This window comes from Marivirga harenae, from assembly GCF_030534335.1.
In the GTDB taxonomy this organism is placed as follows: domain Bacteria; phylum Bacteroidota; class Bacteroidia; order Cytophagales; family Cyclobacteriaceae; genus Marivirga; species Marivirga harenae.
This window is the reverse complement of record NZ_CP130565.1, coordinates 27,934-40,279: the sequence shown is the minus strand read 5'-3', so window position 1 is coordinate 40,279 and position 12,346 is coordinate 27,934. Positions and strand designations below refer to the sequence as shown.

The 12,346-nt window shown below is 36.2% G+C and carries 14 protein-coding genes; all 14 read left to right on the top strand.

All coding sequences use genetic code 11. The features are described from left to right. The first annotated feature begins 15 nt into the window (after positions 1–15). On the top strand, positions 16–1,389 hold the full coding sequence (nrfD, locus tag Q3Y49_RS00160; RefSeq protein ID WP_303270188.1) for an NrfD/PsrC family molybdoenzyme membrane anchor subunit: 1,374 nt from the start codon (positions 16–18) through the stop codon (positions 1,387–1,389). 2 nt (positions 1,390–1,391) lie between these two features. Beyond that, complete coding sequence (locus Q3Y49_RS00155; protein WP_303270187.1) at positions 1,392–1,916, top strand: DUF3341 domain-containing protein; 525 nt, start codon at positions 1,392–1,394, stop codon at positions 1,914–1,916. 13 nt (positions 1,917–1,929) lie between these two features. After that, entirely contained in the window at positions 1,930–2,574 is a 645-nt protein-coding gene (locus Q3Y49_RS00150) for a c-type cytochrome (RefSeq protein WP_340153979.1), read from the top strand. A gap of 25 nt (positions 2,575–2,599) precedes the next feature. Further along, entirely contained in the window at positions 2,600–3,955 is a 1,356-nt protein-coding gene (locus Q3Y49_RS00145) for a quinol:cytochrome C oxidoreductase (protein ID WP_303270185.1), read from the top strand. A 24-nt stretch (positions 3,956–3,979) separates the two neighbouring features. After that, complete coding sequence (locus Q3Y49_RS00140) at positions 3,980–5,026, top strand: cytochrome c oxidase subunit II (RefSeq protein ID WP_303270184.1); 1,047 nt, start codon at positions 3,980–3,982, stop codon at positions 5,024–5,026. A 19-nt stretch (positions 5,027–5,045) separates the two neighbouring features. Continuing rightward, positions 5,046–6,914 (top strand): cytochrome c oxidase subunit I, encoded by a 1,869-nt coding sequence (locus Q3Y49_RS00135; protein ID WP_303270183.1) that lies wholly within the window; start codon positions 5,046–5,048, stop codon positions 6,912–6,914. Then, complete coding sequence (locus Q3Y49_RS00130; protein WP_303270182.1) at positions 6,895–7,995, top strand: COX15/CtaA family protein; 1,101 nt, start codon at positions 6,895–6,897, stop codon at positions 7,993–7,995. The genes Q3Y49_RS00135 and Q3Y49_RS00130 overlap by 20 nt, the downstream gene beginning before the upstream one ends. Beyond that, positions 7,982–8,884, top strand: coding sequence for a heme o synthase (cyoE, locus tag Q3Y49_RS00125; RefSeq protein ID WP_303270181.1), 903 nt, complete (start codon positions 7,982–7,984; stop codon positions 8,882–8,884). The genes Q3Y49_RS00130 and cyoE overlap by 14 nt, the downstream gene beginning before the upstream one ends. A gap of 2 nt (positions 8,885–8,886) precedes the next feature. Further along, positions 8,887–9,477 (top strand): cytochrome c oxidase subunit 3, encoded by a 591-nt coding sequence (locus tag Q3Y49_RS00120; RefSeq protein WP_303270180.1) that lies wholly within the window; start codon positions 8,887–8,889, stop codon positions 9,475–9,477. Between the two features lie 23 nt (positions 9,478–9,500). Continuing rightward, entirely contained in the window at positions 9,501–10,247 is a 747-nt protein-coding gene (locus Q3Y49_RS00115; protein ID WP_303270179.1) for a cytochrome c oxidase subunit 3, read from the top strand. Positions 10,248–10,306: 59 nt separating this feature from the next. Continuing rightward, positions 10,307–10,633, top strand: a complete 327-nt coding sequence (locus Q3Y49_RS00110) for a cytochrome C oxidase subunit IV family protein (RefSeq protein ID WP_303270178.1) — start codon at positions 10,307–10,309, stop codon at positions 10,631–10,633. A 62-nt stretch (positions 10,634–10,695) separates the two neighbouring features. Beyond that, on the top strand, positions 10,696–11,331 hold the full coding sequence (locus tag Q3Y49_RS00105) for a hypothetical protein (RefSeq protein ID WP_303270177.1): 636 nt from the start codon (positions 10,696–10,698) through the stop codon (positions 11,329–11,331). Beyond that, the gene (locus tag Q3Y49_RS00100; protein WP_303270176.1) at positions 11,332–11,919 is read left to right on the top strand and encodes a DUF420 domain-containing protein; all 588 of its coding nucleotides are present in this window, start codon (positions 11,332–11,334) and stop codon (positions 11,917–11,919) included. It begins immediately after the preceding gene. Between the two features lie 48 nt (positions 11,920–11,967). After that, positions 11,968–12,240, top strand: coding sequence for a hypothetical protein (locus Q3Y49_RS00095; RefSeq protein WP_303272078.1), 273 nt, complete (start codon positions 11,968–11,970; stop codon positions 12,238–12,240). Positions 12,241–12,346 lie beyond the last annotated feature (106 nt).

Below are 12,346 nucleotides of genomic sequence, written 5' to 3'. Positions count from 1 at the left end.
AATAACTGTAGCAATATGGAAGTCACTTCACCAGTAAGAGAAGTATTAGTAACGGGAAATAAGACCTATCATGATGTTTCTCATGATATCTGTAGGCATGTAGAAGCCAAACCAAACCCTAAGTGGATGGCCGCTATGGCACTTTCGTTAGGAGCATTATTTGTGGGAGGTTACGCTGTAGCTGTCACGGTATGGGATGGTATAGGCATGTGGGGTTTGAATAAAACCGTAGGATGGGCATGGGATATTACCAACTTCGTATGGTGGGTAGGTATTGGTCATGCAGGAACTTTGATATCGGCAGTATTGCTTTTGTTCCGTCAAAAATGGAGAACTTCCATCAATAGGGCAGCAGAGGCGATGACAATTTTTGCTGTAATCTGTGCACTAATGTTTCCGATCTTACACACAGGTAGACCCTGGCTAAGTATTTATTGGTTTGTTCCAATTCCAAATACCTTTGGTTCGTTATGGCTTAACTTCCACTCTCCTTTACTATGGGATTTCTTTGCGATCTCTACATATTTCACAGTTTCATTGGTGTTCTGGTATATCGGATTGATTCCTGATTTTGCTACTATTAGGGATAGAGCTACAAATAAAATATCGAAAGCGATATATGGTGGTTTGAGTTTTGGTTGGGATGGTGCTGCAAAAACTTGGCAGCGATATGAAACAGTTTCGTTAGTGTTAGCTGGTTTGGCGACTCCTTTGGTACTTTCAGTTCACACCATCGTATCGATGGATTTTGCAACTTCTGTTATTCCAGGATGGCATACTACCATTTTCCCTCCATATTTCGTAGCAGGAGCGATTTTCTCAGGTTTTGCAATGGTATTGACATTAATGTTGGTAACAAGGAAAGTGTACAACTTAGAGGATTATATTACCATTAATCATATTGAATTGATGAATATCATTATTATGATAACGGGTTCAATTGTGGGTGTAGCCTACATTACTGAATTGTTTATGGCGTGGTATTCTGGTGTACAATATGAGCAATATGCATTCTTAAACAGGGCAACCGGACCTTATTGGTGGGCATATTGGGCGATGATGACATGTAATGTAATTTCACCTCAGTTATTCTGGTTCAAGAAAATTAGAACAAGTTTATGGGCAACTTTCATTTTATCCATAGTGGTAAATATTGGAATGTGGTTTGAAAGATTTGTGATTATTGTAACCTCATTGCATAGAGATTACTTGCCATCAAGTTGGGCCATGTTTAGTCCTACTGTTTATGATATGGGTATCTATCTATTCAGTTTTGGTTTATTCTTTACACTGTTCTTCTCTTTTGCTAAATTCTTCCCAGTGATTAATATGGCAGAGGTAAAATCAGTATTGAAATCTAGTTCAGGTGAAATTGAAAACAAAAAATAATTATGGAAAGCGGTAAAAACTTTATCGTAGGGATTTTTGATGACGAATCAGTGCTTTTAAGCGCAGTTAAAAAAGTCCGTGGAAGCGATGTAAAAATTCATGAATGTTATACTCCGTATCCAGTTCATGGTTTGGATGATGAATTGGGCTATAAGCGCTCCAGAATTTCCATTGCAGCATTTATGTTTGGTATCACTGGAACTTGCTTAGCATTTTTGATGATGATATACATGATGGGAATCGATTGGCCAATGATAATTGGTGGTAAAGATCATATTGCAATCCCATCATTTGTACCAGTTGGTTTTGAGGTAACAGTTCTTCTTGCGGCTTTAGGGATGGTTGCTACCTTCTTTATAATCAGTAATTTGAAGCCTTATGGAAAACCGAGAATATACGATATCAGAAGTACTGATGATATGCATGTAATGGCTATTGATCTGGCTAAAAATAGCAAATCAACGGATGAGCTTAATGCTATCTTGAAAGACTCAGGTGCTGTAGAAATAAATGAAAAGAAATTTTAAGTTGATTAAGGAAATGATGAATAAAAATAGAATATTTCAAATCTTATTTTTCGGCTTAGTTACAGTTTTAGTTGTGGCATGTAAGCCGGGAGAGGATAATCCGGGTACAGAATACGCACCTAATATGTATCATGCTGTTTCTTATGAACCATTAACGCAGATTACTGAAAAGGATGCTGGAGCATGGGTTGGTTCTGATGAAGACGAGTATGGAGAATATTTCAACTCAAACCCTAACAATCCATTTGGCATGACAATGAGGCAACCTGCTAACAATACGGTGCCTAGAGATGAAAATGGAATGCTTCCCTATCGATTACCAAAGGATAGTGTTGAATTGGCAGCTAGAATAATGAAAAACCCATTACCTGATAATGATGTGATTCTGGAAGAAGGTAAGGTTTTATACACCAAATACTGTACTCATTGTCACGGAGAAAATGGTGGTGGTTCTATGGATGAAACAGCATTAGTAGGAAAGGTATATCAAGGGGTACCATCATACAGTGCCGGAGCAACTTCACAATTGTCGGAAGGACATATTTTTCATGTAATTACACATGGAATTAGAAGAATGGGAGCTCATGGTTCTCAAGTGCTACAAGAAGATAGATGGAAAATTGTACGTTATGTACAAACTTTACAAAAACAAGATTAATATAACAGTTTTAAGATAAGTTATCATGGCTGAAGAAAAATTTGAATTTACCTCAAAAGCAAAAAAGACACTTTCTATTTTAGCGATTGTAGGGCTTGTATTATTTGGACTAGGTACCTTTTTTGCAAGTACCACAGACCATAGTGAAGAAGCTGGACATGCTCAAGAAATGCATGATGGAGCTATCATGTCTGACGGTAACGAAGGTGCTCATGTAACCGAGGATGGAGATCAAAACCATTTAGAAGGTGCTGAGGCTCATGGTGGTGAACATGCAGGTAATCCTAGTTGGTTGAAAAGAATTTATGCCAATCTTTGGATTAATAATATGTATTTTGTTGGTCTGGCCCTTCTTGGAGTCTTTTTCGTGGCCATCCAATATGTTGCTCAAGCTGGCTGGTCTGCTGCTTTAATACGGATTCCAATGTCCTTCGGTAACTGGTTGCCTATAGGCGGTCTTTTAACTTTGGTTATATTTTTAGTAGGAGGGCATGATATTTTCCACTGGACTCATGAATATTTGTATGATGTTAACGATCCAAGATATGACTCTATTATTGCGGGTAAAGAGGGGTACTTGAATACACCTTTCTTCTTGGCCAGACTAGTTGTTTATTTTGTGGTATGGTTCTTAATGTTCCGTTGGATTCGTAAAAAGTCTTTAGAGGAAGATTTAAACGGAGGTGAAAAATATTATTACAAGTTAAGGGGTATCTCAGCAGGCTTTATCGTATTCTTTGCTGTCACTTCTTCTACTTCTGCCTGGGATTGGATACTATCAATTGATACGCATTGGTTCTCTACCATGTTCGGATGGTATGTATTTGCTTCATGGTGGGTTACTGCTTTAGCGGCTATCACTTTGATAACAGTAATTCTTAAGGAGAACGGATATTTGAAAATTGTAAATACAGGGGTTCTACATGACTTAGGGAAATTTGTTTTTGCATTCTCTATTTTCTGGACCTACATATGGTTTTCTCAATTTATGTTGATCTATTATTCTAACATTCCAGAGGAAACTGTATACTTTATTGAAAGACTTACTAGTGATCATTACAGTATTGTGTTTTTTGTTAACTTGATTTTAAACTTTTTCTTTCCATTCTTGGTTTTCATGCCAAGAGATTCAAAAAGACATACTGTTTTCTTGAAAATCGTAACAATTGTGGTTCTTATCGGTCATTGGTTTGATTTTTATCTGATGGTAACCCCAGCAGTAATGAAAGAAAATGGAGGATTTGGTTTGTTAGAAATCGGAATGGCGATCATCTTCGGAGTTGCATTCTTATTTGTTGCGTTAACTGGATTATCTAAGTCTTCATTGGTGGCCAAAAATCACCCAATGTTGAAAGAAGCAGAACATCACCATGTATTTTAATTTAATTTAGTAACAGTAATATATATGTTCAATTTAGCTATAGGTTTAGGAGTAGTACTTTTATTAGCAATTTTGTTCTTTATCTTCAGAATTTCGGCCTTAATAAGTGTCGCGAAGGGAGATGGAGAAAAGAAAGAATCTAGTTCTAATAAAATTAATGGGGCCATGTTTATCGTTTTTTTACTCGGAACTGGTTTCTTGTTTTTCTGGTATTCTTTCAAAGAGTTTGAAAATTATAATTTACCCGTTGCATCAGAGCACGGGGTTGAATATGAGTGGATGTTTTGGGTTACTATGGCAGTAACCGGTGTTGTCTTTGTAATTACTCAAATTTTACTGTTTTATTTTTCTTGGAAGTATCAATATAAAGAGAATTCCAAGGCACTTTTTTATCCTGAGAATAATAAATTAGAGGTTATTTGGACTTTTGTTCCTGCAGTAGTGTTAGCTGTATTAGTTTTTACAGGTTGGAGAGTGTGGACTGATATTACTGCACCAGCTCCTGAAAACACAAATAATCTAGAAATTATGGGTTATCAGTTTGCTTGGGGAGTACGCTATCCAGGCCTTGATGGAGAGTTAGGTAATACAGATTATCGAGTAATAGAAGCTACAAATAGTTTTGGTATTGATTTTAACGATAAAGCAGCGTATGATGATTTTATTCCTCGTGAAATGCATATACCAAAAGGCGAGCCTGTGACTTTCAATATTAGAGCGAGAGATGTATTGCATAGCGTTTTTGCACCTCATTTCCGGTTGAAAATGGATGCAGTACCAGGGATGCCAACATCTTTTACCTTTACAGCGACCAAAACAACCGAAGAAATGAGGGAGGAATTAAATGATCCTGAATTTAATTATGAAATAGCTTGTACTGAGGTTTGTGGGAGAGGTCATAATTCCATGAGATTAACCCTTATTGTAGACACACCTGAGGAATACCAAGAGTGGTATGCAGAACAGGAATCTTTCTTAAAAAGGAATCCTGAATATTTAACTAAGGTGCCAGAAGATTTGAAAGAATTAGCACTTTTGAAAACAGGAATTGATAACAAGAAGTTAGACTAAAAAATTAAATCATAAAGTTATGTCAACAACGGCAGAAGCAAATTTAAGTCAGGAAGTTCATCATGATGAGCACCATGACCACGAACAAGGCTTTATTTCTAAATATATTTTTACTACTGATCATAAAATGATTGGTAAGCAATTCCTGATTACTGGAATTCTGTGGGGGTTAATCGGTGTTGGAATGTCAGTTATTTTCCGACTTCAGTTAGGCTTCCCTGATATGGATTTAGGTTGGTTAAGACCACTTCTTGGCGGATGGATATCCGAAGCTGGGCAGTTAGATCCGGAATTTTACCTTGCCTTAGTAACGATGCATGGTACCATTATGGTATTCTTTGTTTTAACAGCTGGTTTAAGTGGGACATTCAGTAACTATTTAATACCATTGCAGATTGGGGCCCGAGATATGGCCTCAGGATTTATGAATATGTTGTCATATTGGTTCTTTTTTGCATCTAGTGTGGTAATGATGTCATCAATTTTTATAGAAACAGGTCCAGCTGCAGGTGGTTGGGTGGTATACCCACCATTAAGTGCATTACCACAGGCAATCCAAGGTTCAGGGCTGGGAATGACTTTATGGCTAGTAGCTATGGTATTCTTTATTGTTTCCATGCTATTGGGAGGTATTAATTATATCACTACAGTAATTAACTTAAGAACAGAGGGAATGTCCTTCTCAAGATTACCATTAACGATTTGGGCTTTTTTCTTAACTGCCGTAATTGGTTTGTTATCATTCCCTGTTTTGTTTGCAGCAGCTTTATTATTAGTGTTTGATAGAAGTTTCGGTACTTCTTTCTACTTATCTGATATTTACATCGGAGGGGAGGCATTGCCAAACATGGGGGGTAGTCCAATTCTGTATCAACACTTATTCTGGTTTTTAGGACACCCTGAAGTTTATATTGTATTATTGCCTGCATTGGGTATTACTTCCGAGGTGATTGCTACTAACTCAAGAAAACCTATCTTCGGTTATAGAGCTATGATTGGGTCAATGTTAGGGATAACTGTTTTATCATTTGTAGTGTGGGCACACCACATGTTCGTGTCAGGTTTGAATCCTTTCTTGGGTTCAGTTTTCATGTTCTTAACATTGATAATTGCAATTCCTTCAGCGGTTAAAGTATTTAATTACTTAACAACACTCTGGAAAGGTAACATCATATTTACACCAGCGACACTATTTTCAATTGGTTTAGTTTCATTCTTCATATCTGGAGGGTTGACTGGAATTTTCTTAGGAAATTCAGTAATTGATATTCAGTTACACGATACTTATTTCGTTGTAGCACATTTCCACTTGGTAATGGGTAGTTTATCAATCTTTGGTTTGCTAGCAGGTGTTTATCACTGGTTCCCTAAGATGTTTGGTAGAATGATGGATGAAAAGCTTGGCCATATCCACTTCTGGATGACTTTCATAGGGGTTTACATGATTTTCTTCCCAATGCATTACATTGGTATTGCAGGATTCCCTAGACGATATTATTCATGGACTAACTTTGACGCTTTTAGTAGCTATACTGATTTGAATATGTTTGTTTCTGTCGCAGCCTTCGTTACCGTTGCTGCTCAGTTCTTATTTTTGTTCAATTTCTTTTATTCAATGTACAGAGGGAAGAAGGCACCTCAAAATCCATGGAGATCAAATACTTTAGAATGGACTGCTCCTATTGAGCCTGGTCATGGTAATTGGCCTGGAGAAATTCCTAAAGTTTACAGATGGCCGTATGATTATAGTAAGCCAGGTGCAAAGGAGGATTTTATTCCTCAGCATATTCCTTTGTCTCAGACTCCTGAGTCTAATTTAGACCATGAGGTTGAACTAGCGAAGAAAGAGGTTGTTGATCCAGCAGCTGATGCAAAAGCAAACGCATAATAACTCATTTAAGATAAGCAGCTACTATCGGAACTTAGTTACAGTTACGGTAGTAGCTGTTTATCTTTTGATCCTAGCTGGGGGTATTGTCAGAAGTACCGGATCAGGCATGGGGTGTCCTGATTGGCCTAAATGTTTTGGTCAATGGGTTCCACCAACTTCAGCAGAGCAGTTGCCAGAAGATTATCAAGATTTTTATGCTGAATACAGACACCAAAAAAACTTAAAATTCGCTAGTTACTTAGATGTCTTTGGGTATTCTGAGATTGGTCAGGCAATATTAGCGGACGAATCAATTAAGGAAGAGGCAGAATTCAATGTGTCGAAGACTTGGACTGAATATCTAAATCGATTATTAGGTGCAGTGGTCGGTCTGTTGATTGTGCTATGTGTTGCAGGCTCTTTAAAGTATGTTAGGCAGTCTAAAACGATTTTTGCTTTAGCTTTTGCGTCTTTGGTCTTAGTATTGATTCAAGGATGGATTGGTTCGGTTGTAGTTTCGACAAACCTACTATCTTGGTTGATCACAGTGCATATGATGCTAGCCATGGTTATTCTTGCAGTTTTAACTGGACTTTATTTTGTTGTTAATAAGAAGAGCAGCATAAAGAAGGTAGAAGTAGCCAAATCGAAAAATTTGTCAAGAATTCTACTTGTGGCTATGGTCATGATACTTATACAAATTGTCCTTGGTACTCAGGTGCGAGAAGCACTCGATGTGGTAGCTCTTAGGTTGGGAGAGGCTCTAAGGGGTAGTTGGATAGAAGGTTTAGGTCTAGAATTTTACATTCACAGATCATTCTCAATAGCTATTGCCCTTGTTCATTTCTACTTACTGTATGAATTATTTAAGCAAAAAAACAGTTTAGATATCATTTATAGAAATGTAAAAATATTAATTAGTTTAATTATTCTTGAAATCTTATCCGGTACCATAATGGCATATTTTGCTGTGCCTTTTTGGGCGCAGCCTATTCATTTGGTTCTAGGTAGTATGATTTTTGGGATTCAGTTTTATATATTTTTACAAGTAGTGTATAGCACGAAAAAGAAAAATAAAAGGGAGTATGCAATATTCTAATTCACAAAATTTATCTTTAAGCGACTTACTTATAAGTTACGCAAAGAATTTATTCGTTCTTCTTAAACCGAGGCTAAGCTTTTTGGTAGCTTTTTCGTCCGCTTTCGGTTACGTTTTAGGCTTTTCTGGAGCAGGCATTGATTACGTTGTTTTAGCTTTTCTCTCATTGGGAGGTTTTTTAGTTTCAGGTTCTGCCGTTACAATCAATCAAATCATTGAGGTAGAATTAGATAAGAAAATGGATAGAACGAAAAATCGTCCTATCCCAACAGGGAAAATATCTATTCAAGAAGCAACAATTTTTGCAATCGTCACTGGAGCATCAGGTATAGGCTTACTTCTTGTATACACGAATGTGATGACTGCCATTCTTTCATTAGTGTCTTTAATTTTGTACAGCTTTGTATACACTCCTCTGAAAAGAGTTGGTCCGATTGCTGTATTTGTAGGTGCCATTCCGGGTGCATTACCTCCTTTATTAGGCTGGGTAGCTGCAACTAATGGTTTTGGCATCGAAGCTTGGATTATATTCGGGATCCAGTTCATTTGGCAGTTCCCTCATTTTTGGGCTATTGCTTGGGTAGCGGATGACGACTATAAGAAGGCCGGTTTTAAGCTATTACCTTCTGGAGGTAAAAAGGACTTAAATACTGCAATTCAGATTATGATCTATACCTTATTTTTGATTCCCTTGGGTTTACTTCCAACGCTCTTTGGAATTACTGGTATTTATTCGGCATTAGTAGCAACCATTTGCGGAGTGTTATTCCTTAGTCAAACATTCTACCTAATGAAAGAATGCAGTAAAGAAGCAGCATTAAAAATTATGTTCGGGTCGTTTTTATACCTACCGATAGTACAAGTGGCTTATCTTTTAGATAAAATATAATAATGGAAACTTCTATAAATAAAGAACAACAATTACAACCGAGTATTAAAATACTCTCTATGCATCCACTGAAGTTTGCATTATGGTTGTTTATAGTAACTGTAGTCATGATATTTGCTGCACTAACTAGTGCTTATATTGTACGGCAGTCGGAAGGAAATTGGTTAATTTTTGACTTACCTGCCGTCTTTTTGTACAATACGATTATTCTGGTAGCTAGTAGTATTACAATGCATTTGGCCTATATTTCAGCTAAAAGAGATAATTTCAAGAACTTGAAGCTTTTTATGATTTTAACAGCTGGCTTGTCAATTGCCTTTTTTGTAGGTCAGTACGAAGCATGGGGAGCCCTTGTCGACAGAGATGTTTACTTTGTAGGTAATCCTTCTGGCTCATTTTTGTATGTAATTTCAGGTTTGCATGCATTTCATTTGATTTCAGGGCTGATTTTTATTTTAATTATGTTATTTTCGGCTTTTAAATATAAGGTTCATTCTAAAAATATGGTAAAAATGGAAATGTGTACTACATATTGGCACTTTTTAGATGGACTTTGGGTATATTTATATATATTTTTGTTGTTAAATCATTAATCCTTTTTTGAACAGATAAATTTATGGCAACTACTGCAACAATTGATACTACTACAAAAAACCAATGGGGAGGTGGAGTAGCCCCTATGAATGCTAGTTATGGAAAACTGATGATGTGGTTCTTCCTTCTTTCGGATGCATTCTCATTTTCTGCTTTATTGATAACCTACGGTCTCATCCGTTATGCACACCCTGCTTATGAAGGTACTGTATCTGAATTTACTTTCAGTACAGAGTATTGGCCAATTCCTGAGATGGTATTTGAGGCTGTTCCTTTTCTTCATGGGGTACATGCTCCTTTGATATTCGTTGGTATCATGACCTTCATTTTGATTTTAAGTAGTGTTACCATGGTATTGGCTGTTGAAGCTGGCCATAGAATGGATAGAAAGGGCGTTATCAAATGGATGCTTTGGACCATTATCGGTGGATTAACTTTCTTGGCATGTCAGGCTTGGGAGTGGAGTCACTTTATCCATGGCACGGCAGAAGGCACAGTAAACGCCATGGGAGAAACCATATTTGGTGCTAATCTTACAGAAAATCAATATGGTCCCCCATTATTTGCATCATTATTCTTCTTCATTACAGGATTCCATGGTTTCCATGTATTCAGTGGAGTAGTAATAAATTTCATTATTTTCTTTAATGCAGTGGTAGGCACCTATGAAAAAAGGGGACATTACGAAATGGTTGAAAAAACTGGGCTTTATTGGCACTTTGTTGATTTGGTTTGGGTATTTGTATTTACACTTTTCTACTTAATTTAACTAGAGCAAGTTAGGAAAGTAGAAATTAGAGATATTAATTAAAAGAATTCATATAAGATATGTCACACGAAGAAACTAATAACGTTCAGGTTATTCCTGAAGATAAAGAAAAGACCAAGAAAATCTGGAAGGTAGCAGCAATACTAGCAATAGTAACCATAATTGAGTTTATTTTCGCATTTACTTTACCTAGAGGTATAATTCTAGTATCTATTTTCTTAGGTTTAACAGTTGTAAAAGCATTTTATATTGTAGCTGAGTTTATGCACCTTAAGCACGAACAAAAAGCTTTGATTTGGTCAATCATGATCCCAACCATTTTAATTTTATGGCTAGTTGTAGCACTAATGGTTGAAGGTAGTGCGATCTTTAATATTAGAAATTAAATTAATTGATTTGAAAATTTAAATGAATCAGGTTGATGTAGATCAGCCTGATTTTTTTGTTTATGAAGAAGTCAAAAATTCTTATACTACTAGTTACCCTTAGTTTTCCTGTGATTTTATATTTGTTTTTGAGATCCTATGGTCAAAATGAATTTAACTTGCCCATCTTTTTTGAGGATCAAGAAAAAAGGTATTGTAATGATGTTAATCTGACAAGGGATAATGTAGAGTTCATGAACTTGAATCAGAAGGAAATTGTAAAGTTATCAGAGATTTACGATGCGGATTTTAAAGTAATTCACTTTCCAAATACTCAAGATCCAGAAATCCAGACCCTGAAGAATGAGTTAAACAGGGTGTTGAATACTTTCGATGAAGTGTCTATTAGTATTTTAAGTTTACAATCCATTGATTCAGGAAAAGTAGATCAGTTAGGCAATACTGGATTTTTGCCCTCGAAAAAATCGAAGACATATCTTTATCACGAAAATAAACGAAATAGCCTTATTAATTGTCTGTACGCCTTTCCAACGAAAGAATGGGATGGAGAACATCCTTCTGAGGATATTATTGCAGCGGACGAGACTTTAGTGCTTTTAGATGAGCAGAACCGGATAAGAGGCTATTACAATGGGTATGAAACAAAAGAGGTGGACAGATTGATATTAGAAATTAGAGTTTTATTAAGTAAGAAATAAATGGAATCAGTTAATACTAATCAAAAATCATATACTAGCTTAATTTGGATATTGTCAATTGCAATTCCAGTGGTAGTTGCAATCTTAATATTTACACCGGAGAAAATACAAGGAGCAGGTGATTGGGTTTATATGTTACCACATTTAAATGCCACTTTTAATACTTTAACTACCATCGTATTGCTATTAGGTTTGTATTTCATAAAGCAAAAGAATATTAGGGCTCATAAGAGTATGATGTCTATCGCTTTTACTTTGGGCAGTTTGTTTTTAGTTAGCTACGTGATTTATCATTCTACAGCAGATTCTACAGTATACGGAGATGTAAATGGGAATGGTGTTTTAGAGGAAGCGGAAAAGACGGGAAAATTGATGTTTTGGAGAGGTTTTTATGTTGTCATATTACTTTCTCATATTCTGCTAGCAGCAATCGTTGTTCCCTTTGTCCTATTTGCCTTTTACTATGCATTGACGGATAAGATCGAAAAGCATAAGAAGATAGTGAAGTGGACCTTCCCAATATGGCTGTATGTTTCTATAACTGGAGTGATCGTTTATGGTATGGTAAGTCAATATTATCTTAATTAATGAGAACTCTTATCCGTTTGATGCAGTTTTATAAGTAAATAATTTATGATGAGAAAGCTTTTCTTCTTTATATTTTCTTTTCTGTTTGTTGGCCTTTCCAATGTTTCTGCACAGTGTGCAATGTGTAGGGCAACAGTAGAGAACAATGTTAATAATGGTGAAATTGGAATAGCTAGTTCACTAAATTTTGGAATCTTATACCTTTTTGCTGCCCCGTATTTAGTGGCTATGGTAATCGGGATTTTATGGTATAGAAACAGTAAAAAGCACAGCAAGAAGATTAATATTAAAGAGCTTCTCTCAAGAAAGCTCAACTCATGAATAAATCTATGTGACGCTTTGTCCCTTATCGCAGCTTTATTTCATTTCAATTCTTTAAAGTCCAGTACGATTATTGCTATATTGATGCTTTAATTCATCCCAATCA

Coding starts and splice junctions, on each gene's coding strand:
- Q3Y49_RS00120 (WP_303270180.1), top strand. CDS start 8,887: ATGGAAACTTCTATAAATAAAGAACAACAATTACAACCGAGTATTAAA.
- Q3Y49_RS00100 (WP_303270176.1), top strand. CDS start 11,332: ATGGAATCAGTTAATACTAATCAAAAATCATATACTAGCTTAATTTGG.
- Q3Y49_RS00135 (WP_303270183.1), top strand. CDS start 5,046: ATGTCAACAACGGCAGAAGCAAATTTAAGTCAGGAAGTTCATCATGAT.
- Q3Y49_RS00150 (WP_340153979.1), top strand. CDS start 1,930: ATGATGAATAAAAATAGAATATTTCAAATCTTATTTTTCGGCTTAGTT.
- Q3Y49_RS00110 (WP_303270178.1), top strand. CDS start 10,307: ATGTCACACGAAGAAACTAATAACGTTCAGGTTATTCCTGAAGATAAA.
- Q3Y49_RS00115 (WP_303270179.1), top strand. CDS start 9,501: ATGGCAACTACTGCAACAATTGATACTACTACAAAAAACCAATGGGGA.
- Q3Y49_RS00105 (WP_303270177.1), top strand. CDS start 10,696: ATGAAGAAGTCAAAAATTCTTATACTACTAGTTACCCTTAGTTTTCCT.
- cyoE (WP_303270181.1), top strand. CDS start 7,982: ATGCAATATTCTAATTCACAAAATTTATCTTTAAGCGACTTACTTATA.
- Q3Y49_RS00155 (WP_303270187.1), top strand. CDS start 1,392: ATGGAAAGCGGTAAAAACTTTATCGTAGGGATTTTTGATGACGAATCA.
- nrfD (WP_303270188.1), top strand. CDS start 16: ATGGAAGTCACTTCACCAGTAAGAGAAGTATTAGTAACGGGAAATAAG.
- Q3Y49_RS00140 (WP_303270184.1), top strand. CDS start 3,980: ATGTTCAATTTAGCTATAGGTTTAGGAGTAGTACTTTTATTAGCAATT.
- Q3Y49_RS00130 (WP_303270182.1), top strand. CDS start 6,895: ATGCAAAAGCAAACGCATAATAACTCATTTAAGATAAGCAGCTACTAT.
- Q3Y49_RS00095 (WP_303272078.1), top strand. CDS start 11,968: ATGAGAAAGCTTTTCTTCTTTATATTTTCTTTTCTGTTTGTTGGCCTT.
- Q3Y49_RS00145 (WP_303270185.1), top strand. CDS start 2,600: ATGGCTGAAGAAAAATTTGAATTTACCTCAAAAGCAAAAAAGACACTT.